Annotated in this window: 24 protein-coding genes; 8 read left to right on the forward strand and 16 right to left on the reverse strand. The window is 68.8% G+C overall.

The annotated features are described in order from the left end of the window. Window positions 1-174: 174 nt before the first annotated feature. Genes OL599_RS05670 through OL599_RS05695 form a run of 6 tightly spaced genes read right to left on the reverse strand, consistent with a single transcriptional unit; the run spans window position 175 to window position 6,337 of the window. Window positions 175-918: an SDR family NAD(P)-dependent oxidoreductase gene (locus tag OL599_RS05670; RefSeq protein ID WP_264712679.1), complete on the reverse strand. Its 744-nt coding sequence runs from the start codon at window positions 916-918 to the stop codon at window positions 175-177. Further along, the gene (locus OL599_RS05675) at window positions 915-1,895 is read right to left on the reverse strand and encodes an ABC transporter ATP-binding protein (protein WP_264712680.1); all 981 of its coding nucleotides are present in this window, start codon (window positions 1,893-1,895) and stop codon (window positions 915-917) included. Before OL599_RS05675 ends, OL599_RS05670 begins: the two co-directional genes overlap by 4 nt. A gap of 2 nt (window positions 1,896-1,897) precedes the next feature. Then, entirely contained in the window at window positions 1,898-2,896 is a 999-nt protein-coding gene (locus OL599_RS05680; RefSeq protein WP_264712682.1) for an ABC transporter ATP-binding protein, read from the reverse strand. Next, window positions 2,886-3,737 carry an ABC transporter permease gene (locus OL599_RS05685; RefSeq protein ID WP_264712683.1) on the reverse strand — a complete coding sequence of 284 codons (852 nt, stop codon included), beginning with the start codon at window positions 3,735-3,737 and terminating at the stop codon, window positions 2,886-2,888. Before OL599_RS05685 ends, OL599_RS05680 begins: the two co-directional genes overlap by 11 nt. Window positions 3,738-3,747: 10 nt before the next feature. Continuing rightward, entirely contained in the window at window positions 3,748-4,749 is a 1,002-nt protein-coding gene (locus OL599_RS05690) for an ABC transporter permease (RefSeq protein WP_264712684.1), read from the reverse strand. A gap of 7 nt (window positions 4,750-4,756) precedes the next feature. After that, window positions 4,757-6,337 (reverse strand): ABC transporter substrate-binding protein, encoded by a 1,581-nt coding sequence (locus OL599_RS05695; RefSeq protein WP_264712685.1) that lies wholly within the window; start codon window positions 6,335-6,337, stop codon window positions 4,757-4,759. Between the two features lie 112 nt (window positions 6,338-6,449). Between OL599_RS05695 and OL599_RS05700 the strand changes: the two genes are divergently transcribed. Continuing rightward, window positions 6,450-8,783 carry a penicillin acylase family protein gene (locus OL599_RS05700; RefSeq protein WP_264712686.1) on the forward strand — a complete coding sequence of 778 codons (2,334 nt, stop codon included), beginning with the start codon at window positions 6,450-6,452 and terminating at the stop codon, window positions 8,781-8,783. A gap of 64 nt (window positions 8,784-8,847) precedes the next feature. After that, complete coding sequence (locus OL599_RS05705) at window positions 8,848-9,711, forward strand: aldose 1-epimerase (RefSeq protein WP_264712687.1); 864 nt, start codon at window positions 8,848-8,850, stop codon at window positions 9,709-9,711. A 36-nt stretch (window positions 9,712-9,747) separates the two neighbouring features. Here OL599_RS05705 and OL599_RS05710 read toward each other — a convergent pair whose 3' ends face one another. After that, window positions 9,748-11,073: an MFS transporter gene (locus OL599_RS05710; protein ID WP_264712688.1), complete on the reverse strand. Its 1,326-nt coding sequence runs from the start codon at window positions 11,071-11,073 to the stop codon at window positions 9,748-9,750. A gap of 195 nt (window positions 11,074-11,268) precedes the next feature. Beyond that, window positions 11,269-11,625: a ComEA family DNA-binding protein gene (locus OL599_RS05715; RefSeq protein ID WP_264712689.1), complete on the reverse strand. Its 357-nt coding sequence runs from the start codon at window positions 11,623-11,625 to the stop codon at window positions 11,269-11,271. Between OL599_RS05715 and OL599_RS05720 the strand changes: the two genes are divergently transcribed. The 3 genes from OL599_RS05720 (at window position 11,624) to OL599_RS05730 (ending at window position 13,396) form a co-directional block, all read left to right on the forward strand. Then, window positions 11,624-11,860: a hypothetical protein gene (locus OL599_RS05720; RefSeq protein WP_264712690.1), complete on the forward strand. Its 237-nt coding sequence runs from the start codon at window positions 11,624-11,626 to the stop codon at window positions 11,858-11,860. The genes OL599_RS05715 and OL599_RS05720 overlap by 2 nt on opposite strands. A gap of 98 nt (window positions 11,861-11,958) precedes the next feature. Further along, window positions 11,959-12,807, forward strand: a complete 849-nt coding sequence (locus OL599_RS05725) for a DUF1217 domain-containing protein (protein WP_264712691.1) — start codon at window positions 11,959-11,961, stop codon at window positions 12,805-12,807. A gap of 61 nt (window positions 12,808-12,868) precedes the next feature. Continuing rightward, on the forward strand, window positions 12,869-13,396 hold the full coding sequence (locus tag OL599_RS05730; protein WP_264712692.1) for a GNAT family N-acetyltransferase: 528 nt from the start codon (window positions 12,869-12,871) through the stop codon (window positions 13,394-13,396). A 9-nt stretch (window positions 13,397-13,405) separates the two neighbouring features. Here the strand turns inward: OL599_RS05730 and OL599_RS05735 are convergent, their stop codons facing one another. Continuing rightward, window positions 13,406-15,178: an adenine deaminase gene (locus OL599_RS05735; RefSeq protein WP_264712693.1), complete on the reverse strand. Its 1,773-nt coding sequence runs from the start codon at window positions 15,176-15,178 to the stop codon at window positions 13,406-13,408. Window positions 15,179-15,262: 84 nt separating this feature from the next. Here OL599_RS05735 and OL599_RS05740 point away from each other — a divergent pair, with 84 nt between their 5' ends. The 3 genes from OL599_RS05740 to OL599_RS05750 are packed head-to-tail and all read left to right on the forward strand — an operon-like array spanning window position 15,263 to window position 18,840. Continuing rightward, window positions 15,263-16,585 carry an aspartate aminotransferase family protein gene (locus tag OL599_RS05740; protein WP_264712694.1) on the forward strand — a complete coding sequence of 441 codons (1,323 nt, stop codon included), beginning with the start codon at window positions 15,263-15,265 and terminating at the stop codon, window positions 16,583-16,585. Between the two features lie 3 nt (window positions 16,586-16,588). Continuing rightward, window positions 16,589-18,064, forward strand: coding sequence for a M81 family metallopeptidase (locus OL599_RS05745; protein ID WP_264712695.1), 1,476 nt, complete (start codon window positions 16,589-16,591; stop codon window positions 18,062-18,064). A gap of 5 nt (window positions 18,065-18,069) precedes the next feature. Beyond that, window positions 18,070-18,840 (forward strand): SDR family oxidoreductase, encoded by a 771-nt coding sequence (locus OL599_RS05750; protein ID WP_264712696.1) that lies wholly within the window; start codon window positions 18,070-18,072, stop codon window positions 18,838-18,840. On the opposite strand, the gene OL599_RS05755 is transcribed toward OL599_RS05750, so the two are convergent. The 7 genes from OL599_RS05755 to OL599_RS05785 all read right to left on the reverse strand — a co-directional run bounded on the left by OL599_RS05755 (window position 18,824) and on the right by OL599_RS05785 (window position 25,370). Further along, window positions 18,824-19,846, reverse strand: coding sequence for a Gfo/Idh/MocA family protein (locus tag OL599_RS05755; RefSeq protein ID WP_264712697.1), 1,023 nt, complete (start codon window positions 19,844-19,846; stop codon window positions 18,824-18,826). The genes OL599_RS05750 and OL599_RS05755 overlap by 17 nt on opposite strands. After that, window positions 19,843-20,742 carry a sugar phosphate isomerase/epimerase family protein gene (locus OL599_RS05760; protein WP_264712698.1) on the reverse strand — a complete coding sequence of 300 codons (900 nt, stop codon included), beginning with the start codon at window positions 20,740-20,742 and terminating at the stop codon, window positions 19,843-19,845. The genes OL599_RS05755 and OL599_RS05760 overlap by 4 nt, the downstream gene beginning before the upstream one ends. Then, window positions 20,739-21,563: a carbohydrate ABC transporter permease gene (locus tag OL599_RS05765; protein ID WP_264712699.1), complete on the reverse strand. Its 825-nt coding sequence runs from the start codon at window positions 21,561-21,563 to the stop codon at window positions 20,739-20,741. Before OL599_RS05765 ends, OL599_RS05760 begins: the two co-directional genes overlap by 4 nt. After that, window positions 21,560-22,438, reverse strand: a complete 879-nt coding sequence (locus OL599_RS05770; RefSeq protein WP_264712700.1) for a carbohydrate ABC transporter permease — start codon at window positions 22,436-22,438, stop codon at window positions 21,560-21,562. Before OL599_RS05770 ends, OL599_RS05765 begins: the two co-directional genes overlap by 4 nt. A gap of 10 nt (window positions 22,439-22,448) precedes the next feature. Then, entirely contained in the window at window positions 22,449-23,663 is a 1,215-nt protein-coding gene (locus tag OL599_RS05775) for an ABC transporter substrate-binding protein (RefSeq protein ID WP_264712701.1), read from the reverse strand. Between the two features lie 49 nt (window positions 23,664-23,712). Next, window positions 23,713-24,345, reverse strand: coding sequence for a GntR family transcriptional regulator (locus OL599_RS05780; RefSeq protein WP_264712702.1), 633 nt, complete (start codon window positions 24,343-24,345; stop codon window positions 23,713-23,715). Window positions 24,346-24,419: 74 nt separating this feature from the next. Next, the gene (locus tag OL599_RS05785) at window positions 24,420-25,370 is read right to left on the reverse strand and encodes an alpha/beta fold hydrolase (RefSeq protein ID WP_264712703.1); all 951 of its coding nucleotides are present in this window, start codon (window positions 25,368-25,370) and stop codon (window positions 24,420-24,422) included. Window positions 25,371-25,405: the final 35 nt, after the last annotated feature.

Genomic DNA, 25,405 nt, shown 5'->3' on the forward strand with positions numbered 1-25,405 from the left:
GGTCGAAGGACCATCTCGACTGCCTTTGGAGCGGATTATCCTGGCCGCAGGCCACCGTGACGACGCACTGCAGGCGGCAGCCCGGCTTCACGCCTGCCGCCCCGGCGTCGTCACGGCGTTGTCGCGACAATCCGATGGATCAAGCAACTGCCCACACCGGCTGGCGGCCGTCGGTCAGCACACCCACTGGAAGCCGTCGATCACGAAGTGCTGGCCGGTGATGAAGTTCGGTTCCACCGTTGCCAGGAATGCCACAAGCTGGGCCACGTCCTGCGGCGTGCCCAACCGGCCCAGGGCAATTCCCTTCATCAGCTCCGGCCCGCGCGCCTTGGTCAGCGAGTTGCCGAGTTCCGTCTCGATCACGCCGGGGCAGATCGCATTGATGGCGATGCTCGGGCCGAGCTCCTTCGCCAACGCCCGGGTCATGCCGAGAATCCCGGCTTTCGCCGCAGCATAGGAGAATTTGGAAACGGCGCTGGTCACCCCGCCCGAAAGCGCGTTGAGCGAGGACATCGACACGATGCGCCCGCCCCCGCCCGCCAGCATGACCGGCACGGCGGCGTGGATGAAGTTGAAGCAGCTCTTGAGGTTCACCGCCATGGTGCGGTCGAACTCGTCCTCGGTGATCTCGGTGATGCCCTTGGGGTTGCCGCGGCCGGCATTGTTCACCAATACGTCGATGCGGCCGAAATCGTCGCGCACCTGCGCCACCACTTCGGCGGCGCGGCTGAACTGCGCCACATCCGCCTGGTAGATCCGCACCTGCCGGCCCATGTCCCGCAGTTCGCCGGCGGTGCGCTCCATCTCCGGCACCAGCATGTCCACCAGCGCGATGTCCAGGCCCTTCTCGGCCAACGCATGGGCGCAGCCGCGGCCAATGCCGCGTGCGCCGCCGGTGACGATAGCAGTCCTGGTCATGCGACTTCCTCATGCTCGACGTGATGACAGGCGACCAGGCGCCCGTCAGGCAGCGGCCGCGGCGTGGGATCCTCGGCGGCGCAGCGCGCATCGGCGCGCGGGCAACGTGGGCGGAAGCGGCAGCCGCCGGGCAACTGGCCTGGGCTCGGCGGCTCGCCTTCCAGCCAGAAATCCTGCGTCACCCGCCGCCCGCCGATCACCGGAACGGCGGCCAGCAGCGACTGGGTGTAGGGATGCTTGGGCGCCGCGAACACATCCGCGGTGGCGCCGATCTCGACCACGCGGCCCAGGTACATCACCGCGATGCGCTGGCTGAACAGGCGCACGACAGAAAGGTCGTGGCTGATGAACATGTAGGTCAGATCGAACTGCGCACGCAGCTCCAGAAACAGGTTCAGCACCGTGGCCTGCACGGAAACGTCGAGGCCGGAGGTCGGTTCGTCCAGAATCACCAGGCTGGGCCGCAGCATGAGAATGCGCGCGAGCCCGACGCGGCGCTGCTGGCCCCCGCTGATCTCGTGCGGATACAAGTCCAGATGCCGCTCCGGCAGCCCGACCGCGTGCAACACCTCCTGCACCCGCGCCGCGCGTTCGCCCCGGCTCATGGCGGTGTGCACGATCAGCGGCTCGGCGAGCGAGGTGGCGATCTTCCAGCGCGGATCCAGCGAAGCGCCAGGATCCTGATAGCAGTATTGCAGGTTGCGCCGCACCACGCGCCCGGCACTGGGAGACAACGCGCCGATTGCATTGCCTTCGAACAGCACCTCGCCGGAACTCGGCGGATTGATGCCGGCGATGGTCTTGCCCAGCGTTGATTTGCCGCAACCGGACTCGCCGACCACGCCGAGGATCTCGCCGCGTGCCATCGAGAGCGACACGCCGTCCAGCGCGCGCAGCCAGCCGGTGCGGCGGCCCCAGACATTGCGGACGGGGAAATGACAGTGCAGATCACGCAGTTCGAGGATGGGGCCGGTCATCGTCATGTCGCCGCCCACTCATGCGGATGGTGGCACCGCACCGAATGCCCCGCGACAGGCTCGACCGCCGCGTTGTGGCTGTCCTGACAGATCGCGGTCGCCCGGGGGCAACGCGGGTGGAACCGGCAGCCGGGCGGCGGTGCGTAGGGGCTGGGAACCTCGCCGGGGATGCCGCGCAAGGCCGCACCCTGCGTCGGCAGGCTGTCCAGCAGCATGCGGGTGTAGGGATGGCGGGGGCGGCCGAAAAAATCCACGACCTCCGCCGTCTCGGCTTCCTGGCCGGCATACATCACGGTGACGCGATCACAGATCTCCCAGGCGGTTCCGAGATCATGCGTGGTGAACAGCACGGAGGCGCCGCGCTCGGTCGCCAGGCGGCGAAGCAGCTTCAGGATCTGCGCCTGGATGGTGACGTCGAGCGCGGTGGTCGGCTCGTCGGCGATCACGAGCTTGGGTTCCGGCAGCAAGGCCATCGCGATCATCACCCGCTGGCGCTGCCCGCCTGAGAGTTCGTGCGGGTATTTGCGCAGCAGCCGTTCGGGCTCCGGCAGTTGCACGGCGCGCAGCAGTGCCAGCGTCCGCTCCATGTCCGCGCTCCGGCGGGCACGCGCGTAGAAGCGTTCCCCCGGCGAGCGATCCGGCGACTTCCAGCGCATCAGCTCGGCAATCTGGTCGCCCACGGTGAACAGCGGGCTGAACGAGCCGAACGGGTCCTGTGGCACGAACGTGATCGCGCGGCCACGAATGTGCTCGGTGGCGCCGGCGTGCAGGAGATCGGCGCCGTCGAATGTCAGCGTGCCGCTGTCGATCAGCGCATTGTCCGGCAGAACGCCCAGGATGGCACGCGCAAGCGTCGTCTTGCCGCAACCCGATTCGCCCACCAGCCCCATGATCTCGCCGGCGCGCATCGACAGACTCACCTGGTCCAGCACGCGCGCCACGCCGCCTTCGGTGCCGAACGACACCGACAGGTCGTGGACAGACAGGAACTCATCCGCCACGCTGGCCTCCCCGGCGGATGCGCGGGTCGAGCACGTCGCGCAGCCCGTCGCCCAGCAGGTTGAACCCCATCACCACCAGCAGGATGGCGACGCCCGGCGCCGTCGCGTACCACCAGGCATCCGGCAGGAACTCCCGGCTTTCCGCGATCATGCGGCCCCATTCCGGCGCCGGCGGCGGTGCGCCGAGGCCGAGGAAGCCCAGCGACGCAGCCGCCAGAATGGTGGCGCCCATGCCGATCGTGGTGCGCACGATGATGGAGGAAGCAATGGACGGCACGACATGCAGCACCATCACCCGCAGCGGCGATGCTCCCATGGCGATCGCGGCCTCGATGAACACCTCGTTGCGCAGGCTGCGCGTCTCCGCATAGACCAGTCGCGCCCAGAACGGCCAGTAGGTCACCGACAGCGCCAGGATCACGTTCTGGATCGCCGGGCCCAGCGTCTGCGCGATAGCAATGGCCAGCACGATCTGCGGCACCGCCAGGAACACGTCTGACACGCGCATCAGCAGGTCGCTGAACCAGTTGCGGTAATAGCCGGCGACCAGGCCGATCGGCACGCCGATCACCACGGCAAATGTCGTTGCCACCACGGCCACGAGAATGGTCAGGCGCGCGCCGAACAGCAGCCGGCTATAGATGTCCGCACCCATGCGGTCGGTGCCGAGCCAGAACCGCTCGCCCGGCGGCTTCAGCCGCTGGCTGGGATCGAAGCTCGTGACGTGCTCGGGGAAGGTGGACAGCGGTGACGCGAACACGGCCGCCAGCACCAGCAGCGTCACGATGACGAGCCCGGTCAGCAGCGCCCGGTCACGCAGCATGCGGCGCAGGCTTTTCATCGCCGGCCCCTCATCGTCCACGCGGATCCAGAACGGCCTGGGCGATATCGACCAGCAGGTTGACGCAGATGAAGACCGTGCCGGTGAACAACGTGAATCCCATGATGGCGTTATAGTCGGATTGCAGGATCGAGTTGTAGGCGTAGGTGCCCAGCCCCGGCCAGGAGAACACCGCCTCCACCACCACCGCACCCGCCAGCAGGTTGCCGAACACGAGGCCGATCTGCGTCAACGTGCCGATCAGGGCGCTGCGCAGGATGTATTTCCAGATCACCACCCGCCGCGGCAGACCCATCGCGTTCTGGTAGAACACGAAATTGCTGGACATCACGTTCAGCACCCCGGCTCGGGTGAAGCGCACGATGGTGGCCATTGCGGGAATGGCCAGCGGCATCACCGGCAGAGCGAGATACCGCAACGAACTGCCGAGCATCTCCCAATCACCGCGCAACACGGCGTCCAGGGTGTAGAACCCGGTGATCGGATCAGGGCCCCAGCCATCGATGCGGCCCTGCACCGGCGTCAGGTTCAGTTTCATCGAGAACAGCAACTGCAGCAGAATCGCCAGCCAGAACGCGGCCATGGCCAGGCCCGAGATCGTCACCACCCGCACGGCATGGTCCAGCAGCGAGTTGCGGCGCAGCGCCGACACCACGCCCAGCGGCAGCCCCAGCAGCACCGCCAGGATCATCGCATAGATTGCCAGCTCGAACGTCGCCGGCAGCCGCTCCAGCAGGTCGTCGGCCACCGGCCGCTGGGTGTAGAGGCTGATCCCCATGTTGCCGGACACCACGTCGGTAACGTAGCGGAAGAACTGCTGCGGCAGCGGCAGGTCGAGCCCGAACTTGCGGCGCAGCGCCTCCACCTGTTCGATCGGCGCGTTCTCGCCCGCCAGCACCCGCGCCGGATCGGACGGGATGATATGCGAGATGGAGAAGACGATCAGGGTCAATCCCAGCAGCGTCGGCGGCATCCACAGGCACCGCCGCGCCGCCAGGGCCAACAGACGCATCAGCGGATCACGATTCCATGGCGATCCATCGCAGGTCCTGCGCATCGCCGATCGGGCAGAAGCGCACGGACTTCACGTTCTTGGTGAACGGGCCGTAGTACTTGGTGTTGTAGACGAACAGCCCTGCGGCATCTTCCGACAGGATGCGCGAGGCCTCCTCGTAAAGCGGCCGCCGCTGCTCCTGGTCGGTCAGCAGCAGCGCCTTGTCGGTCAGCTCGTCCACCCGCTCGTTCTTGTAGAAGCTGGAGTTGCCCGACTTGAAGTTGCGGCTGTTATAGATGTAGCCGGTCCAGTTGTGCGGATCCGCGAAGTAGGCGCTGCGCCACAACGGCACCAGGTCATGGGCGCGGTCGGGGTCGTCCAGCTTCGGCGAGATCGTGGTGTAGGGCTCGGTGACCACCTTGATATCGAACCCGATCTTGGCGGCGCCCGCCTGCAACATCTGCGCGCCCTGCTCGCTCTGCGGATATCCCGACATCGCGCCGATCTGCAGCGGACGCAGCTTCTCCTTCACCTGGCTCAGGTACCATTTCGCCTTGTCGAGGTCATAGGTATAGCCCTTGAGGTCCTTCGGCGCGCCCCACATCGGATTGGGAATGATGCCGGTGTTGCGCACCACCGTGCCGCCCAGGATGTTGTTGATGAAGCCGTCATAGTCGAACATGCAGCACAGCGCGCGACGCATGTTCACGTCGTTCAGCGGCGCCTTGGCGTTGTTGATGATGAAGTAGAAGGTGCGGATGCTCTCCGCCTCGACGAAATTGACCTTGCCGGATTCGCGCATGCGCGCCACCTGCTCGGCCGGCAGGAAGCCGTCGGTGGTATTGAACTCGCCCTTGATCACGCCGAGCACGCGCGTGGCCGTCTCCATCGCAACGCGGAAATCGGCGTCGTCGACGGCGCCGGGCTTCCAGCCGGCGAAATGATCCTGGAAGCGCTCGGCCTGGAACCCGACGGCCGGATCGAAGCGGCGCAGGCGATAGCCGCCCGATCCCGCCTCGTTGCGGGTCAGCCACTCCGCGCCCCAGTCGCCGTTCTTCTCGTGCTGCTTCACGACTTTCGAATTGACGACCCACAACTCCGACAGCACCGCCATGAACACGGCGAAGGGCTTGGCGAGGTTGAACTGCACGGTGCGCGCATCCAGCGCCTTCGTCGTGCCCGGCTTCACCACATCGGAAAACAGGCCGTACGCACCCTTCTTCATCCCCAGGATGCGTTCCATCGAGTACACGACGTCCTCGGACGTCAGCGCGCTGCCATCGTGGAATTTCACGCCGGGCTTGAGCGTGAAGGTATAGACCTTGCCGTCCGGCGCGATATCCACCTTCTCGGCCAGCCACATGTCGAGCTTCGGCGGATTGTCCACCCAGCGCACCAGCGCGTCGTACATGTTCAGCCGGATGGCGATGCGGCCAATATCGAAGACCTGGTGCGGATCGAGAATGTCATAGGGATTGTTGTTGGCGGTCACGAAACGCGTGCGCCCCGCCGCCCATGCGTCCGGAAGACCCGCGGACACGCCCAGCGCGGCACCACCCGCCATCATCGCGCGCCGTCCGACGGCCGGTCCGAATTTGTTCAGCATTCTGAACTCCCACCTGAAGTCTTCCCAGCTGATTAGTTGGCATTCTTCCTGCACGCTTGTCCATGGCAGATCGGCGTGGAAGGCTCTGCGCAATTTCACGGAGGATGCGTTCATGCCCGACTCTCAGACGATCGACCACGGCGTGCCCGGCCTGGAGCAACCCGCCGACATCGTCGTGGACAACTGGGGCATCCCGCATATCCGCGCGAACACGCGCCACGACGTGTTCTTCGTTCAGGGCTTCGCCGCGGCGCGCGACCGGCTGTGGCAGCTCGACCTCTGGCGCAAACGCGGCCTCGGCCGCCTCGCCGCCGATTTCGGCCCGGGCTTCCTGGCGCAGGACCGGGCCGCACGTTTGTTCCTGTATCGCGGCGACATGGCGGCCGAATGGGGTGCCTATGGCACGCCGGAGGCACAGTCGATCACCGAAGCCTTCGTGCAGGGCATCAATGCCTGGATCGCGCTCACGCAAGAGCAGCCGGACCTGCTGGCGCCGGAATTCGCCGCCATGGGCACGCGGCCGGAGCGCTGGGACGCCGCTGATGTCGTGCGCATCCGCAGCCACGGGCTGGTGCGCAACGTGCTGTCCGAAGCCACCCGCGCCCAGGTCATCGCGCGTGCCGACATGGAGACCGATCTCGCGCGCCGTTCGATCGAGCCGCCATGGACCCCGATCCTGCCCGAAGGCCTTGATATGCGGGACATTCCGGCCGCGGCGCTGGACGTCTTCAAGCTGGCGACGGTGCGGCTCGATTTCAGCCCGGACCGGCTGGCCGCCACACTTGACGATGCGTGGCGCTGGACCAAGGTTTCCGATCTCGGCGACGTCACCGCCGAGGGCTCGAACAACTGGGCCGTCGCCGGCAGCCGCACCGCCACCGGGCGGCCGATCCTGGCGAGCGATCCGCATCGCGCCCACGCCCTGCCCTCGCTGCGCCGCATCGTGCACCTGACCGGCCCCGGCATCGACGCCATCGGCGCCGGCGAACCGGCCCTGCCCGGCGTCTCCATCGGCCATAACGGCCACGCCGCGTTCGGCCTGACCATCTTCCCGATGGATCAGGAAGATCTGTATGTCTACGAGACGCACCCTGACGACCCGGATCTGTATCGTTACGGTGACGGTTGGGAGCGCATGCGCACCGTGCGCGAGCTTGTCGCGGTGAAGGGCGCGCCAGCGCAGGAAGTGGTGTTGAAATTCACCCGCCACGGCCCGGTGATCCACGAGGACGCCACGGCGCGGCGCGCCTTCGCGGTCCGCTCGGTGTGGTTCGAGCCGGGATCGTCCGCCTATTTCACCAGCCTCGCCTATCTGAACGCCACATCGCCCGACGCGTTCGCGGCGGCCCTGCAGCACTGGTCGGCGCCATCCGTGAACCAGGTCTATGCCGATCGCGACGGCAACATCGCCTGGTTCACCGCCGGCCGGACGCCGATCCGGCCGAACTGGGACGGGCTGCTGCCGGTGCCCGGCGACGGGCGCTATGAATGGGCCGGCTTCCATCCGCTGGAAGACCTGCCGCGCAGCGTCAATCCCGCACGCGGCTTCGTCGCCACCGCAAACGAGATGAACCTGCCGCCCGACTACCCCTATCAGGACCGCAAGCTCGGCTTCGAATGGGCTGAACACTCGCGCACCGAGCGCATCCACGCGGTGCTGGACGCGCAGCCCGCACACACGGTCGAACAGTCCATGGCGCTGCAGACCGACGACCTGTCCATCCCCGCGCGCCGGCTCGGCGCCCTGCTCGCCGCCCTGCCCAGCGACGGCGACCTAGCGTTCGGCCGCGACCTGCTGCTGGGTTGGGACCACCATCTCGCCCGTGACAGTGCGGCGGCCGCGCTGCAGGAAGTCTGGTGGTCGAAGCACCTGAGGCCGGCGCTGCTGGACATGCTGGCGCCCGACCCCGTCGTGCGCGCGCTGCTCGTGCCCGGCGATACGGAGACGCTGTTGGCGCTGCTGGAGCAGCCGGACCACCGGCTGCCCGATCGCGACGCCCTGCTCGCGCGGACGCTGGTGGCAGCGGTGGCGGATTGCCGGGAGCGGCTCGGGCCGGATGCGTCCGGCTGGGCATGGGGCCGGCTGCATCACGGCTATTTCCCGCATCCCCTGGCGCCCGTGGCGCCACTGTCGCCCGTGGCGCCGGGCATGCGTGATGTCGGGCCGCTGCCCAAGGGCGGATCGGGCTCCACGCCGATGGCCGCGTCCTATCGCCTGTCGGACTTCCGTGTCACCACCGGCGCGTCCTTCCGCATGGTCGTGGATGTCGGCAACTGGGACAACAGCCGCGCCATCAATGCACCCGGCCAATCCGGCGACCCACGCTCGCCGCATTACGACGATCTCGCGCCGCTCTGGGCGGCGGGGGATTATGTGCCGCTGCTGTATTCGCGTGACGCCGTCGATGCGGCGGCGCGGCTGCGCATCCGCCTGTCACCGCGCTGAAGCGGGGCGGCGTTTCAGCCATCGGCGGCAGGCAACCAGGGCGGTGCAGGCCATGACAGCATTGATGATACTGACCTCCGGCGACATGCACCTGGTGCTGGCGCCGGAAATCGGCGGCTCGATCGCCGCATGGACGCGCGGCGCTGAGCCCCTGTTCCGTCCCAGCCTGCCCGGCGCGCTCGACGAGGCCTCGCCGCGTGGCCTCGCCAGCTACCCGCTGTTCCCCTACTCCAACCGCGTGGCCGGGCGACGCTTCACTTTCGCCGGCGTGACGCATGACCTGCCCGACCTGATGAACGGCTTCGCCATCCACGGCGCCGGTTGGCAACGGCCCTGGACGGCCGCACAAGACCGCAACATGGCCACCCTCACGCTCGACCACCAACCCGGCCCGCTCTGGCCGTTCGCCTTCCACGCGGAGCAGCGCTTCACCCTGCTGGGGGACGCGCTGGTCTGCGACCTGCGCGTCGAGAACCGCGACACCGTGCCAGCGCCTGCCGGTTTCGGCCTCCACCCGTATTTCCCGCGCAGCCCACGGGCCAGCCTGCAATTCACAGCCACCCATGTCTGGCACAACGGCGCCGACATGATCCCCACCGAGCTCACGCCGGTGCCGCCGGCCTGGGACCACCGCGACGGCCGCCCGGTGGGCAGCGTCACGCTGGACAACTGCTTCGCCGGATGGAGCGGCCACGCCAGGCTGCTGTATCCCGATCGCGGCTTCGCCCTGTCCATCGCCGCCGACCCGGTGTTCCGCCATCTCGTGGTGTATGTGCCGCCAGGAGAATCGTTCCTTGCGGTCGAGCCCGTCTCCAACATGAACGACGGACTGAACCGCATGGACGGCGTCACCGATCACGGCGTGTTCGTCCTTGCCCCAGGCGAAGCCCGTACCGGCCGCATCACGTTCCGCGTGGAGCCGGCCTGACGCGCATCACTGGAAAGCCACCGCCGCGCGCGGGCCTCAGTCCGACGCGGCCGCGCGCACCAGACGCAATGAACTCAGCACTGCCGCGACGGCGGCAAACGCCGTTCCGGTCAGCAGCGCCACCGTTGCCCCGCGCCCCACGCCATCGATCTCGGTCAACCCGAAGCAGACGGCCACAAGCGCGGCGCCGATGGTCTGTCCCAGCAGCCGCGATGTCGACAGCATGCCGCTGCCGGCACCGCTGCGCTCACGCGGAACGCTGCTCAGCAACAGGCGGTTGTTCGGCGCCTGGAACAGCGAGAACCCGGCCCCTGCCATCGCCATGCGCCAGGCCACGTCCCACCACGCTGGATGTGCCGGCAGGAGTCCCACCAGCAGCAGCCCCAGGGTCATGATCGCGAGGCCGATCCCGCCCAGCAGTCCCGCCGGGAACCGGTCCGACAGCCGGCCGGACAGCGGCGCCACCACCGCCACCGTCGCCGGCCACGGGGTCATCAGCAGACCGGTGCCGATTTCGGAAATGCCGCCCACGCTCTGCAACAGGAACGGCAGCGCGACATAGGCGGAGGACTGGGCCACGAACGAACAGATCGACGTGGCGACCGACAGCGCGAAGATCGGGCGCCGGAACAGGTCCACGGGCAGCATCGGCGCCGGCAAGGTCAGCTGGCGCTGGACGAACACCACGCCGACGGCCAATGCGCCGGCAAATTCCAGCATCGGCAGCATGCTGCCCCGGCCGTGGCTCAGCGCATCCAGTGCCGCGATGAACAACCCGAACGTGGCCGCGTTCAGCAACGCGCTCGGCAGATCGAAGCCATGGTCGGACAGCGGCGTGCGCGGCAGCGAGCGGAGCAGCAGCAACGCCACCACGCCCACCGGCACGTTCACCGCGAACAGCCATGGCCAGCTTCCGACCGACAGGATCGCAGCCGCGACCGACGGTCCGACCGCCGAGGAGGTCGCCACCACCAGCGCATTGAACCCGAGCCCGCGGCCGAGTTGCGCGCGCGGAAAGATGTAGCGGACCAGCGCCGTGTTCACGCTCATCAACCCGGCGCCGCCCAGCCCCTGCAGGATCCGCGCTGCCGTCAGCAGCGGCAACGTCGTCGCCAGAGCGCAGGCCAGCGACGCCACGGTGAACACTGCGAGGCCGATGCCGTAGACGCGGCGGTAGCCGTAGATGTCACCCAGCGAGGAACAGGGCAGCAGCGTCACCATCACCGCGATCTGAAAGGCGTTCACCACCCAGATCGACGCGGCCGGAGTCACATCCAGGTCGCGCGCGATGGTCGGCAACGCGATGTTCGCCACGGCACTGCCGAGCACGGACACGCTGATGGCCAAGGCCAAAGTCAACATGGCGCGCCGTCGCTGCGCCAAAGGCAGCCCGTCCATCATTTCCGTCACTGTGCCGCCCGTCCCCCTGCCGCCAGTGTCGGGTGGCACGCGCGCCGGTGCAAGGCGGCTGTGGCGCGCTCACCGTCGACCCTGGCCCCGGCATCGCTCGCGCCGCTGCCGGGGCCGCGCCGGGGCAGGCTGGAAATCCGGCGTGGCTCAGAACGTCACGTGATCCTTGATCTTCGCCTTCACGCCGGCATTCACCGAAGTGCCGGTCATGCGATGGTCGAAATCGGCCCAATCCTTGAACTTGCCTTTCGCCCGCTCGTCCAGAATCGCCTTGGAGCGCGCCTTGCCGACATCCGGCAGCGCGTCGAGCTCGGCGGCTGTCGCGGTATTGAGATCCACCTTCTTGGCGGCTGCGGCGGGGGCGGGTGTCGCTGGGTGCGCCATGGGAGGCGCCGTGGCCGCCGGCGCCGCGGGTTTGGGCGCGGCACCGGTGCCCTGCGCCAAAGCGGGCATTGCCGACACGGCGAGAATCGCGGCGGCGATGACGAAGCGTCGTGCGAACATGGAGCATCTCCTGTGTGGAAGCACCAATCCCCTGCCGGAGCGGGCAGGCGAAACCAAAGATCCCGCTGCCCGTTGCGAAAACCGCTGGCGTGATCGCATAGAGCGCAATCACAGCCGCCTAGAAGCGAAAAAGCTCCACCCAACCCAATTGTTATCAATCCCTGCGCCGGGCACAGACCCGCTGTGCCTGCGCCTCTATTTCATGAAGTCCATGTTTTTACAGGCAAGGATATGAATCGCACGAAATCGTTATCGCCCCTCTTTCGACGGGCGCGGCGATTAACCGCCCGTTCATTCCGCACCGTCAGTCTGCGCCTGGAAGGACCCGGCGCGATGAGCGGCTCGATCAATTTCAGCCTTCTGTTCGGCGCGCCCCCGGCCGGCGGGAGCAGCGACCTGCTGACCGCCTTGTACGGCGGCAGAAGCGGTGCCGCGGCGGGTACATCCGGCAACCCGCTGCAGGCCCTGCAACTGGCCGAGAAGACCCAGACCAGAAGCATCGCCACCACCGCCAGGCAGCCGGACGTGGCTCGCGACATCGCCGCCTTCCAGTCCGCGGTCACCGCCGCGAAGGACCCCGCGAGCCTGCTCAAGAACCCCGTCGTGCTGAGAGTGCTGCTCACCGCGAACGGCCTGGGCGACCAGGCGACCTACCCCGCTCTGGCGCAGAAGGCGCTGTTGTCCAATGCCGCCGATTCCAATGCGCTGGTCAATAAGCTGACCGACACGCGCTGGAAATCGGTCGCGCAGACCTACGACTTCGCCAACAAAGGCCTGTCGGTGCTGCAGAATCCCCAGGTGCAGTCCACCCTCGCCAACGCCTATGCCGAAGTCACCTGGCGCAAATCGCTGGACGCGACCACGCCTGGCCTGTCCAACGCCCTGTCGTTCCGCCAGCAGGCCGGCACCGTCACCTCCGTCGACCAGATCCTCGGCGACCCCATGCTGCGCGACGTCGTCACCACCGCCCTCAACATCCCCCAGCAGATTGCCTTCCAGCCGCTCGCGGCACAGGAAAGGGCGATCAGCACACGGCTCGACCTTGGCAAGCTCAAGAACGCCCATTTCGTCGACACGCTGACGCAGCAATACCTGCTCAACAAGGCCAGTGCCGCGGCGAGCACCAACGCCATGCCCAGCCTGGACGATCTGATCAGCCAGGCCCGCGGGCTGGTGGTCTGAACGGCGCGGGATTCGGACACGCGGGCAAACCACCCGCCGGCGGTGATAGACTGCCGCAGAAATGGCCCTGCAAACCGACCGTCTGCTCCTCCGCACCCCACGCCCGAGCGATGCGCCGGCCGTATTCGCGTTTCTCGGGGATGCCGAGGCCATGCGTTTCACGCATCGCCTCGCCGATCTTCGCGCGTGCCGCCGTTTCCTGGCGGCGCATGAGCGGCAGCGCGCGAAAATCGGGTGCGCGCCCTGGGTCATCCTCCGCAAGACCGACCAGTCCGTCATCGGGTTCGGCGGCCTGTATGTGGACCCGTTCGACCCTGGCTGGGGCGTCGAGGTCGGCTACTTCTTCGCGCCGGCGGCCTGGGGCCAAGGATATGCGAGCGAACTGACGCGCTTCTGCCTGGGGATGGCGCGCCATCAGCTCGGGCTCACTGCGGTCAGCGCGTTCGCGCACCCCGAGAACACGGCGTCGCGCCGCGTCCTCGAAAAGGCGGGATTCGTGCAAGAGCGCTTCGTGCCCGCGATGAACAGGCATCTCTACACGTGCCGGCTTCAGGCGAGGCCACGACGCAAAGACGTCTCCCTGGCCTGAGCGGGTGTGTCATCCCGCCGCGATCAATGCAGTGTCGAACACCTCGCCAGTCGTCCCGTCGGCGATGCCACGGTCGGTCACGTGCGGGCCGGGGTTGCAAGCGAGGCTGGCGCCGACGATCGCCTTGAAGGTCAGGATCGGCGGCTGCCAGTCCACGATCCCGTCCGCCGCCTGCTTCAGCGCACCGAAGGCCGCGCCAACCTCCTCGGCCGGCGCGTCGGACAGCAGCCCGCACACCGGCAGCGGCAGCACCGCCTGCACCTGCCCCCCGGCCGCGACCGCCATGCCGCCGCCGGCGGCGATCAGCGCGTTCGCGGCGGCCGCCATGTCCTCCGCCTCGCGCCCGAACACCACCAGATTGTGGCTGTCATGCGCGACCGTCGTCGCGATCGCTCCGCGCCACGTGCTCCATTGGTCCAGCACGCCCAGCACGGGCGTGGCCGGCGCCCGGCCATGGCGATGGATCACCGCCATCAGGATGGCGCCGTCCGGCAGCACCGCGGCACTGTCGCGCACGGGCACTGTGATCTCGCCCCATTCGGTGAAGCGCGGCTTAGCCACTGTGCGCAGCTGCGCCTGCGTGCCTGCAACTGTCAGGCGGAACTGCTCCGGCGTCACCGGCCCCAGCTTCATCGTCCCCCGCGGCAGGCCCACCGGGTCGGGCCGCAGCGCGCCGGTCAGGCGTCCGTCCCGCGCCACCAGCCGGCCGGACGCGAACACCTGCGTCACCCGCATCTCCGCCAGATCCGACAGCACCACCAGGTCCGCCCGCCGCCCCGGCGCCACCAGGCCGAGATCACGCCGCCCCAGCCGCATCGCCGCGTTCAGCGTGGCGCACCGCAGCGCGTCGATCGCCGGCATCCCGTGGCGCACCAGCCGGCGCAGCACGTCGATCATGCCGCCCACGCGCACGAGGTCGTCGGGGAAGATGTCGTCGGTGCAGATCGTCAATGTCTGCGGCACCTGCGACAGCGTGCGCAGCGCCGCCACCGCTCCCGGCAGCACGTAGTCGTGCGAGCCCCGCAGCTCCACCGTGAACCCGGCCCGCAGCTTCGCCAGCAGATCCTCGCCCGAGGTGATCTCGTGGTCGGACTGGATGCCGGCCGCGGCGAACCCCTGCAGCTCGGCCCCGGCAAGGCCGCGCCCATGCCCGCAGACCAGTTTGCCGCTGGCCAGCCCCTCGCCGACGATGCCCCGCATATGGGCGCTGCGCTCCAGCACCCCGCGCATGTCCATCACCTCCGCCACCCCCGCCACGTCCGGCCAGGCGAGCATGGCGCGCATCTCTGCTGCTTCGAACGCCGCCCCCGCCAGCTCCAGCCCGGGGGCCGAGGGCACGCAGGATGGCGCCAGCACCAGGATGCGCAGCGGCAGGTCGCGCGACGCCGCCACCGCCCAGCGCACGCCGTCGAGCCCCAGCACGTTGCCGACCTCGTGCGGGTCCCAGCACAACGTCGTCGTACCCTGCGGCACCACCGTCTCGGCATAGCGCCGGGGCGTGACCATCGAGCTTTCGATGTGCATATGCGTGTCGATCAGCCCGGGCGCGATGAAGCAGCCGCTGGCATCGACCGTCTCGGCGGCGTCCGTCCGCGCACCCGGCGCGTGCACGCTGGCGATCAGCTTGCCCACCAGCCCGATATCGGCCGGCCGCGTCTCGCTGGTGGCGACATCCACCAGCATGGCGCCGGTAATCAGCACGTCGAAGGGCGCGAGCCCCCGTGCCGCGCGCACCGCACGGTCGCGAAGGGCAGGATCGTTCAGGTCTTGTGGCTCGTTCATGGCAGGGTCCGTCGGCAATGTCGCGTTGACAGGCAAGGCACGATCCCGGAGCCTACCGCGAAAGCAGGAGCACGGGAGAAACTCATGGCCGGATCGTCCGACGTCACCGCCGCGGATCGCCGCAACTGGCGTGACGGCACCCTGTCCTTCGACGAATCCCGCCGCCGCATCGCCGAAGCGTCGCAGTGGCTCGCCGGCGGCGTCTCCAGCAATTTCCGCCTCGGCATCTCCCCCACCCCGCTGGTGCTCGACCACGGCGACGGCGCCTATCTGTTCGACGCCGACGGCAACCGCCTGATCGACTACTATCTCGGCATGGGCCCGATGATTTTGGGCCACACGCCGCAGGACGTGCGCACGGCGGTCGAGGCGCAGCTCGCCAAGGGCATCCTGTTCGGCGGCCAGAGCGCGATCGAGGCCGAGGCCGCCCGCCTGGTCTGCGAGATGGTTCCCTGCGCGGAACGCATCCGCTTCAACTCCTCCGGCAGCGAGGCGGTGCAGACCGCCCTGCGCCTGGCGCGCGCCGCCACCGGACGGCGCGTGGTGGTGAAGTTCGAGGGCCACTACCACGGCTGGTTCGACAACATCCTGTGGTCCACCACCCCGCCCGCCGACGCCACCGGCCCGGTCCCCGGCAGCCGCGGCCAGATCCTCGACAACGGGATCGACATCGCGGTCCTGCCCTGGAACGACCTCGCCGTGCTGCGCGAGCGGCTGGCGCAGGGCGACGTCGCCATGGTCATCATGGAAGCGGCGATGTGCAACCAGGGCGCCATCCATCCGCTGCCCGGCTACCTCGAAGGCGTGCGCGAGGCCTGCACCAAGACCGGCACCATCCTGGTGTTCGACGAGGTCATCACCGGGTTCCGCGTCAGCCCCGGCGGCATCCAGAAGCGGCTCGGCGTCACGCCCGATCTCGCCACCTTCGCCAAGGCCATCGCCAACGGCTTCCCCGTCGCCGCCATCGCCGGGCGCGCCGACCTGATGGAGCTGATGGCGAACGGCGTGATGCATGGCGGCACCTATAACGGCCAGGCCGTGGCGATGGCCGCCACGGTCGCCACCTTGCGCCGCCTGCAGGACCCCGCGACCTTCGCCGCGCTGGAGACGCGCGGGACGCGGCTGATGCAGGGCATCCAGGCCGCCTTCGACCGCGCCGGCATCGTCGCCACCGTCACCGGCTTCCCCGAGATCTTCCACGTCGCCATCGGCCTCACCGAGCCCGCACGGAACTGGGCCGAGCTGCGCCGGATGGACCGTCCCCGCTACATCGCCTTCACCACCGCGCTGCTGCGCCACGGCGTGCGCGCGCTGGAACGCGGCGCCTGGTTCCTCTCCACCGAGCACGACGACGCCGTCATCGACGCCACCCTTGATGCCGTGGGCCGGGCCGTGCAGGAGATCTGAGGCATGCGTATCGCCATCGGCGGCATCATGCAGGAGACCAACACGTTCCTGCCGGTGCCGACCGAGGTCGCGACCTTCGAATCCGTCTATCTGCGCCGCGGCGAGGCGATGCTGACCGGATATGGCGCGGCGCGGGTGGAGGTGCCGGGCATGCTCGCGGTGCTGCGCGCCGCCGGCGTGGAGCCGGTGCCGCTGCTCGCCACTATGGCCGGCGCCGCCGGCGCCGTCTCGCGGGCCGCCTTCGAGGCGCTGCTGGGCGACTTGCTGCAACGCCTGCGCGACGCCGGCCCTGTGGACGGCGTGCTGCTGGCCTTGCACGGCGCCATGGTGCTGGAGGACCAGCCCGACGCCGAAGGCGAGTTGCTGGAACGCGTGCGCGCCGAGCTTCCCGCGCATGTCCCCATCGGCGTCTCGCTCGACCTGCACGGACACATCACGCCGCGCATGCTGCAGCCGAACACGTTCCTGATCGGCTACCGCGAATACCCGCATATCGACATGTACGAAGCCGGCGAACGCACCGCGCAGCTGATGCTCGACGTGCTGGCCGGACGCCGCCGCCCGGTAATGGCGCTGGCGAAGAAGCACCTGCTGGTGAGCCCCATCAACGCCCGCACCGACACGCCGCCACTGTCGCGCATCGTCGCCGCGGCGCGCCGCATGGAGCAGGACGGCCGCGTGCTGCACGCCTCGCTGTTCCCCGTGCAGCCCTGGATCGACGTGCCGGATCTCGGCTTCTGCGCCCTTGTCTGCGCCGACGGCGATGCGCGCGCGGCGCAAGCAGCCGCCGACGAACTCGCCGCCATGGCGTGGCAGGCCCGCGACGAATTCACCCCCGACCTCACGCCGCTGGACGACGCCATCCGCATCGGCCTCACCAGCCCCGGCACCACCGTGGTCGGCGACGGCGGCGACGCCCCCAGCAGCGGGGCGGCCGCCGACAACACCGCCGTGCTGCGCGCGCTGCTCGCTGCCGGTGCGGATCGCGCCGGGCGGCTGACCTACCTCACGCTCTGCGACGCCGACGCCGCCCGGCAGGCGGCGGCGGCCGGCGTCGGCGCCACCGTCACGCTGCGCGTCGGCCACAAGATGAGCCGCGACGGCGAACCGCTGGACATCACCGGCTGCGTCCGCACGCTCACCGATGGCGTGTTCACCATGCACGACGCGGGCGCCGACGGCACCGAGGCAGATATGGGCCTGACCGCCGTGATCGCGATCGGCGACATCCGGCTCGCCATCCGCTCCCGGCGTTTCCTGGAATGGGACACCGGCCTGTTCACCTCGGCGGGGCTGCCGCTGCGGCACGCGGCGCTGGTGTTCGTGAAATCGCCCTCGCATTTCCGCGTCTCCTACGCCCCGCACGCCGACCGCGTGCTGGCCGCCGACACGCCTGACACCACAACCGGCAACATGCACCGGCTGGTGTTCAAGAACGTCACCCGGCCGCTCTATCCGCTCGACGCCGCCGCGGATTGACGCGGATGCCAGCGCCCGGCTTCGACCTTTCCGGCCGCCTTGCCCTCGTCACCGGGTCGTCGCGCGGCCTCGGCTGGGGATTCGCCCAGGCGCTGGCGGAGGCGGGCGCCAGCGTGATCCTGCACGGCCGCGACGCCGCCGCCCTGGAAGCGCGAGCACGCAGCCTTGCCGAACGCGGAACGCCGGCCGCCGGCACGCTCCGCTTCGACGTCACCGACGGCCCTGCCGTCGCCAAAGCTTTCGCGCAACTGCGCGAAGCCCATGGCCGGCTGGACATCCTCGTCAACAACGCCGGCACCACCGTGCGCAAGCCGGTGCTGGAAACCACCGACGACGACTGGCAGCGCGTCATCGATGCCGACCTCACCGCCTGCTTCCGCCTGTCGCGCGAGGCGCTCCGCCTGATGGTGCCGCAGCGGCGCGGGCGGATCATCATGATCTCATCCATCATGGGCCATCTCGCCCGCCCGACCATCCCCGCCTACATCGCGGCCAAGACCGGCCTGCACGGACTGGTGCGCGCGCTCGCGGTGGAGTTCGCAAAACACGGCATCACCGTGAACGCCATCGCCCCCGGCTATTTCCCCACCGAAGCCAACCAGCCCGTGCGCGACGACCCCACCCTCAACGACTGGGTCGTGTCCTCGACCCCCATGGGCCGCTGGGGCGAACCCGCGGAGCTCGGCGGCGCGGTGGTGTTCCTCGCCGGCGAGGCGTCCTCCTACGTCACAGGCACGGTCATTACCGTCGATGGTGGCTTCACCGCGTCGCTATAGGCTCCACCGCGCCCGACTCCATCGAGCGCATCATCGCCTCCAGCACACGCATGGCCCGCGCGCCGTCGGCAATGTCCGGCGCATCGTTCGGTTCGCCCTGCACGGCGCGGACGAACGCGGCCAGCAGGCCATGATACCCTTTGTGGTCCTCGTTCGCCGCCGCGGTCAGGTTCGGCTCCCACACCAGCGTGTCCGTGGTCGGGTCCAGCGTCGCCGCCGGATCGGCGGCCTTGAACGGCGGCGCGCGATAGAAGCGCACCTCATGCACGTTGCGCACCTCCACGCGCTTGTGGTCGCCCATCACCTGCCACCACTCCATCGGCGTGCCGCGCGACTGGTGCGTTCCCATCACCACCGTCGCCAGCGCGCCGGAGGCGAAGCCGAACCCCACATGCAGCAGCAGCTTGCCCGGCTCGATCTGATGGCTGCGGGCATGCACCGTCGCCACGTCCTCGCGCATCAGCCAGGGCACCAGGTCCATGGCATGCACGCAGTGATGCAGCAGGAAGCCGGTATAATCGGGATTGCCGACGAAATAGGTGGGCGCGGTCATGTACTCGCCCAACAGGCTGGCGCGCGGACCGAACGCGGCGTCGCGCAGGATGTTCCCGGCGATGCGGTTGGCCGTGGAATAGCGTTTCATGAAGCCGACGACGCAGGGTTTGCCGACCTGGGCGGCGAGATCCGCCAGCGCCTGCGCATCGGCCGACGTGGCCGCCGGCGGCTTCTCGATGAACACCGGCAGCCCACGCCGCAGCGCCGCCGCCGCCAGCTCGGCGTGCTGCTTCGGCCCGACGGCGATGCCGACGGCATCAAGCCCGCCGGCCTCGATCATGGCGTGCCCGTCGGCGAAACGGGCCGCCACGCCATAGCGGTCGGCGATCGTCGCCAGCCGCTGCGCGTCGATATCCGCGAGTGCTGCCAGCCGCACCGGCAGGCGCACCAGTTGCGGCAGCAGCATCTCGCCGGCATGCGTGCCGCAGCCGATCCAGCCGATCCGCATCATGACCGGTGCGCCGTGTGCAGGCAGGCGCGCAGGAACGCGCCGGAATGCGCCAGGTCCTCGTCCTCGTCATGCGCCGGCGGCCGCCATTGCGCCAGGGGCACCGACAAGCGGTCGTCCGTGCGCCGGAACGGTTCCAGCGTGATCGGCCCGGCATAGGACACGTCCGACAGCGCCCGGCAGATCGCCGGCCAGTCGACATGCCCGGTGCCCAGGAACCCACGGTGGTTCTCGTTCGCCTGGAAATGCACCAGATGCGCGCCGGTCTGGCGGATCGCCTGCGGCAGGTCGTCTTCCTCCATGTTCATGTGGAACGTATCCAGCATCACGCCCACGCCGGCGCTGCCGACCAGCTGGGCCAGCTCCACTGCCTGGCGCGCGGTGTTGCAGAAATCCGTCTCGAAGCGGTTGAGCGGCTCGACTGCCAGCACCACGCCATGCGCCGCCGCATGCGCCCCCGCCTCCTTCAGCCCGCGCACCACGCGCTCCACCCGCGCCTGGCGCCGCGCCTCGTCGATCGGCGCCGGCGCGCGTCCGGCGAACACCAGCGGCGCGCCATAAAGCGGCCCGCCGACGATCCGTGCCCCCATGGCCACCGCAACATCCACGCAGCGCTTGAGATAGGCGACGCCATCGGCGTGGCACGATGGATCGTCAGACGACAGGTCGCGCTGCAGGTTCACCCTCGCCGCCAGCGCCACGAACAGCCCGGCCTCGCGTGCCGCGGTGCCAGCCCGTGCGGGGTCGATCTCCCCTTCCTCCGGCACCAGCAGCTCCACGAAATCCATGCCGGCCTTGCGCATGCGCGCGAACAGCGGAACATGCTCCGCCGTGAACGGCCGTGCATACGCCATCGATATCACGCCGACCGGCGGCCGCGTCCAGACCATGGTGCTCATCCCTTCACCGCTCCTCCTGTCAGTCCGCCGACCAGACGCCGTTGCACCAGCAGGAACAATACCGTGGCCGGCAGGGCCACGACCGTTCCGCCCGCCGTCAGCAGGCCCCAATGAATCTCGTTCTCACCAATGAACATCTGCAGCGCCACGGTCACGGTACGCACGTTGCGGCCGGCCAGCATCAGCGCGAACAGGTATTCGTTCCACGACGCGATGAACAGATAGATGCCCACCGCCACAAGGCCCGGCACGACGAGCGGCAGGATGACCATGCGCAGCACCTGCATGCGCGTCGCGCCATCGATCATCGCGGCCTCGTCGAGGTCGCCGGGAATCCCGTCGATATAGCTGGTCATCAACCAGATCGCGAACGGCAGCGTGAAGGTCGCGTGCCCCATGATCAGCGCCAGATAGGTGTCCAGCAGCCCGAGCGTGCGCATCACGATGAACAGCGGCAGCACCAGCAGCACCACCGGGAACATGTTCACCACCAGGAACTGCACGCGCAGCGCCCGCCGTCCGGGGAAACGGAACCGCGAGAACGCATAGGCCGCCGGCAGCGCCAGCAGCAGCCCCAGCATGACGGCGCCGGTCGCGACCACGAAGCTGTCGCGCAGATTGTCCAGGAACGACGTGCGCTGCAGCAGCTCGATATGGTGCACCAGCGTCAGCGCCCCGGGGATGATGCGCACGGGCGAGCGGGTCAGGTCCTCATCCGGCCGGAACGAGGACAGCATCATCCACAGCCATGGGAACAACGCGAAGGCCAGGATGCAGGCCACCGGAACCTCGGTGCCCAGCAGCAGGCGCAGGCGCTTCATGCCGACCGCTCCCGCGCGCTGCGCACCGCATAGGTCACCACCACCGACAGCAGCATCAGCGTCAGCACCACCGCCAGCGCCGAGCCATAGCCGTAATTGGCCCCCGACCACGCCCGCAGGAACGCATACAGCGGCAATGTCTGCGTGGCCGTGCCGGGCCCGCCGCCGGTCATCACCAGGATCAGGTCCAGCGAGTTCGCCACCCAGATCATGCGCAGCAGCAGCGCCGTCGCGATCACCGGCGCCAGCCCGGGCAGCGTCACATGCCTGAAGCTCGCGAAACGCCCGGCGCCATCGATCGCCGCCGCCTCGTAATGCTCGCGCGGAATCCCCTGCAATCCGGCGAGCAGCGTCACCGTGAAGAACGGAAACCCCTGCCACACCACCGCCAGGATGACCGCCGCCATGGCGGTATCCGGCCGCGCCAGCCACGCCACGGGCGCATCCAGCAGGCCGAGCCGCACGCCCACCTGGTTGAGGATGCCCAGGTTGAAGTCCAGCATCCACGTCCACACCAGGCCGATGATTACGCTGGGCAGCGCCCAGGGCACGATCACCAGCGCCCGCGCGATGCCGCGCCACGCGAATTGCCGGTTCAGCAGCAGCGCGGCCCCCAGCCCCAGCAGGAACTGCAGCGACACCGCCGCGATCACCCAGATCACCGAGTTGCCCAGGCTCTCCCAGAACGCCGGGTCGTCCAACAGGGCCAGGTAATTCGCCAGCCCCACGAACGGGCGCGACCGCGGCCGGTACAGGATGACATCGTGCAGCGACAGCCACAGCGTCTCCATCACCGGCGCCAGCACCAGCAGCACCGTCGCTGCCAATGCCGGCGCCAGCAGCAGCCACGGCAATGCGCGGCCTTCGACCTTCATCGGGCGCGCGTCATCCGAAGAAATGTTTCTCGAACACGCGCATCATGTCATCCGGCGTGATCTGCCCCAGCAGCGCCTTCTGCGTGGTCTGTGGCCACACCGTGCGGGTGAAGTCGGCCGTCTGCGGCGTCGGCGGCAGCGTCGCGGCGATCGGCAGCGACGCCGTGGTGGCATCCATGAAGCGCTGCGGCTGGAACGCCCAGTGTTGGGCGCCGGAGGTCGTGACCGTCACCTGGCCCGACAGCTTGTTGAACGCCACATTGGCCTCGCCGGTGGACAGGAACGAGATCCACTTCCACGCTGCCTCCTGGTTGCTGCCCTGCGCCAGGATGGCGTTGGAGCCGTCGCCGAAGGTGGTCCATCCCCGTCCCTGCGGCCCGCGCGGCACCGGCACCGCGGTGATCGCGTCACCGAGTGCGGCCGTCATCTCGTTGGCCGAGCCGATATGGTGGATCGTCATTGCCGTGCGCCCGGCCTTCATGTTGCCGATCACCTGCTGGAATCCGTCATTCGGCGCCGATGGCGGGAACAGGTGCTTCTGCGTGTACAAGCCGATGAACCAGCGATTGGCGGCCAGCGCCTCAGGCGACACCAGGCCGCCTTTCTCCAGGCGCGCGCCGCCGCCCAGCACGAAGCTGCACCAATGGTCGTGCCCGCCGGCGCCGCCGCGCAGCCCGAAGCCCCAGCGTTCGCCGCCGGTCAGCGCCTGGGCCGCGCCCTCGAAGTCGGCGAACGTTGCAGGCAGCTTCAGGTTCTTTTGCGCGAACCAGTCCTGTCGGGCATACAGGTAGAGCACCACGAACTGCACCGGCAGGTAGTAGCGCTTGCCGTCCGGCGCGCGATGCAGCTTCCACAGATCTTCGGAGATGTCGCTGCGGCCGGGCCACGCGTCGATCTGCTTGTCCAGCGGCGCCAGCGCGTCCATCTCCATCAGCCGCGGCAGGTTGTTGAACTTCACCATCGCCGCGTCCGGCGCGATGCCGGCGATGATCGACGTGTACAGCCGCGTGTCGTAATCGGCGCCGCCGCCCCAGGGGATGTTCTCCGCCTGCACCTTGATGCCGGGGTTCTGCTTCTCGAACTGCTCCACCAGTCCGGCCGGCGACATCTTCGGGTCATCGAAATGATACCACCAGCGGATCGTCACCGGCTTCTGCGCATGCGGCCGCGCCAGCGGTGTTGCGGCCAGTACCGTGGCACCAGCCAACAGCGTGCGACGTTTCATCTTGTTCGTTCCTCCCGTTCCCTGTCTTGTTCTTGTTGCGAACGCAGCATCAGGCGGCAGCGACCCCCCGATCGACCATGGTGTCGAGATGACCCGCCAGTTCGCGCGCCAATGCCGCGGCATCCCCGGCCTCCAGCGCCTCCAGGATGGGCACGTGCCGCCGCGCCGTCTCGCCCAGCGGACGGCGATGCCACGGCGCCCACAGGCGGAAGCGATGCGTGTGCAATATGCAGCGCGCCAGGATCGGCCCCATGGCGTGCAGGCCAGACAGCCGGAACAACGCCAGATGCAGGTCCATGTCGCGTTCCAGCACCGCCCAGGCATCGCCCGCTGCCGCCGCCTGCTCCATCGCCGCCTGGATGCGGCGCAGCGCGAGGATGTCGCCCGCGCCGGCCCGCCGGGCGCCGCGCCGCGCCCCGCGCAGTTCGATCCGCCGGCGCAGGTCCAGGATCTCCGCAGCGGTATCGGCGTCGAGGTCGGTCACGGTGGTGCCCTGGCGGCCGGACCGCAGCACCAGCCCCTCGCCTTCCAGCCGCAGCAACGCTTCGCGCACCGCCGCCTGGCTGCAGGCAAGATCCCCCGCCAGGCCGAGCTCGGTCAGCAACGTGCCGGGCGTCAGCTCGTTCATCACGATGCGACGCCGCAGTTCCGCCACTGCGCGGGAGGCCGGCCCTTCGGCCATGGGAGGCTTCCTCGATTTATTATCGATATCCAATCGAGGCTAACCGCAATGCCTCCCAGCCAGCAAGCCCGCGATCAACCCTCCAGGAACGCCCCCAGCGCCGCCAGCGTCTCCTCCGGCGCCTCCTCGGGCAGGAAATGCCCGCACGGCAACGCCTGCCCGCGCACATCCGCGGCCTTCTCCTTCCAGATCGCGAGCGGGTCGTACAGCCGCCCCACCACGCTTTTCCCGCCCCACAGCACCAGCAGCGGGCAGGCAATCCGGGTATCGGCGTCCTCCTCGTCGTCGGCGAGGTCGGTGCTCGCGGCGGCGCGGTAATCCTCGCAGCTGGCGTGGATGGTCGCGGGATTGCGGAAGCAGCGCTTGTATTCGGCCACGGCTTCCGGCGCGAACACCTCCGATCCCGCCCCGGAAAGGCCGAGCATGCGCTCGATCCACGCATCCGGCGCCGCCGCCAGCAGCCGCTCCGGCAGGTCGTGGCGCTGGATCAGGAAGAACCAATGGAAATACGCCGTCGCGAAGGCCTGGTCGGCGGTCCCATACGCCAACGCGGTGGGCACGATGTCCAGCAGCGCCGCGCGGGTCACCTGATCCGGATAATCCAGACACATGCGGTGCAGAACACGGGCGCCGCGATCATGGCCCACCGCCTGGAACCGGGTGAAGCCCAGCTCCTCCATCACCCGCACCTGATCGTCCGCCATGGCGCGCTTGCCATAGCCCGCGTGATCATCGCCGCCCGGCGGCTTCGACGAATCGCCGTAGCCGCGCAAGTCCGGCAGCACCACGGTGAAGCGCCGCGCCAGTGCGGGCGCCAGCCTATGCCACATCGCATGGGTCTGCGGGTAGCCATGCAAAAGCAGCAGCGGCGGGCCATTCCCGGCCATACGCAAATTGATCACGGCCTCGCCGGTATCGATCCGGCGTTCGGCAAATCCCTCGAACAACGCCATGCAGCCCTCCCAAGCCACGCCGATCTGCAGGCGCCCGGCCGGCAAACCACCCTTCACTCCGGTTCGGACCATCTCCGAATCGACCAAGCCTGCCAGACTGGCCCGCG

Origin of the sequence: Limobrevibacterium gyesilva, from assembly GCF_025989185.1 — a bacterium.
GTDB lineage: Bacteria > Pseudomonadota > Alphaproteobacteria > Acetobacterales > Acetobacteraceae > Limobrevibacterium > Limobrevibacterium gyesilva.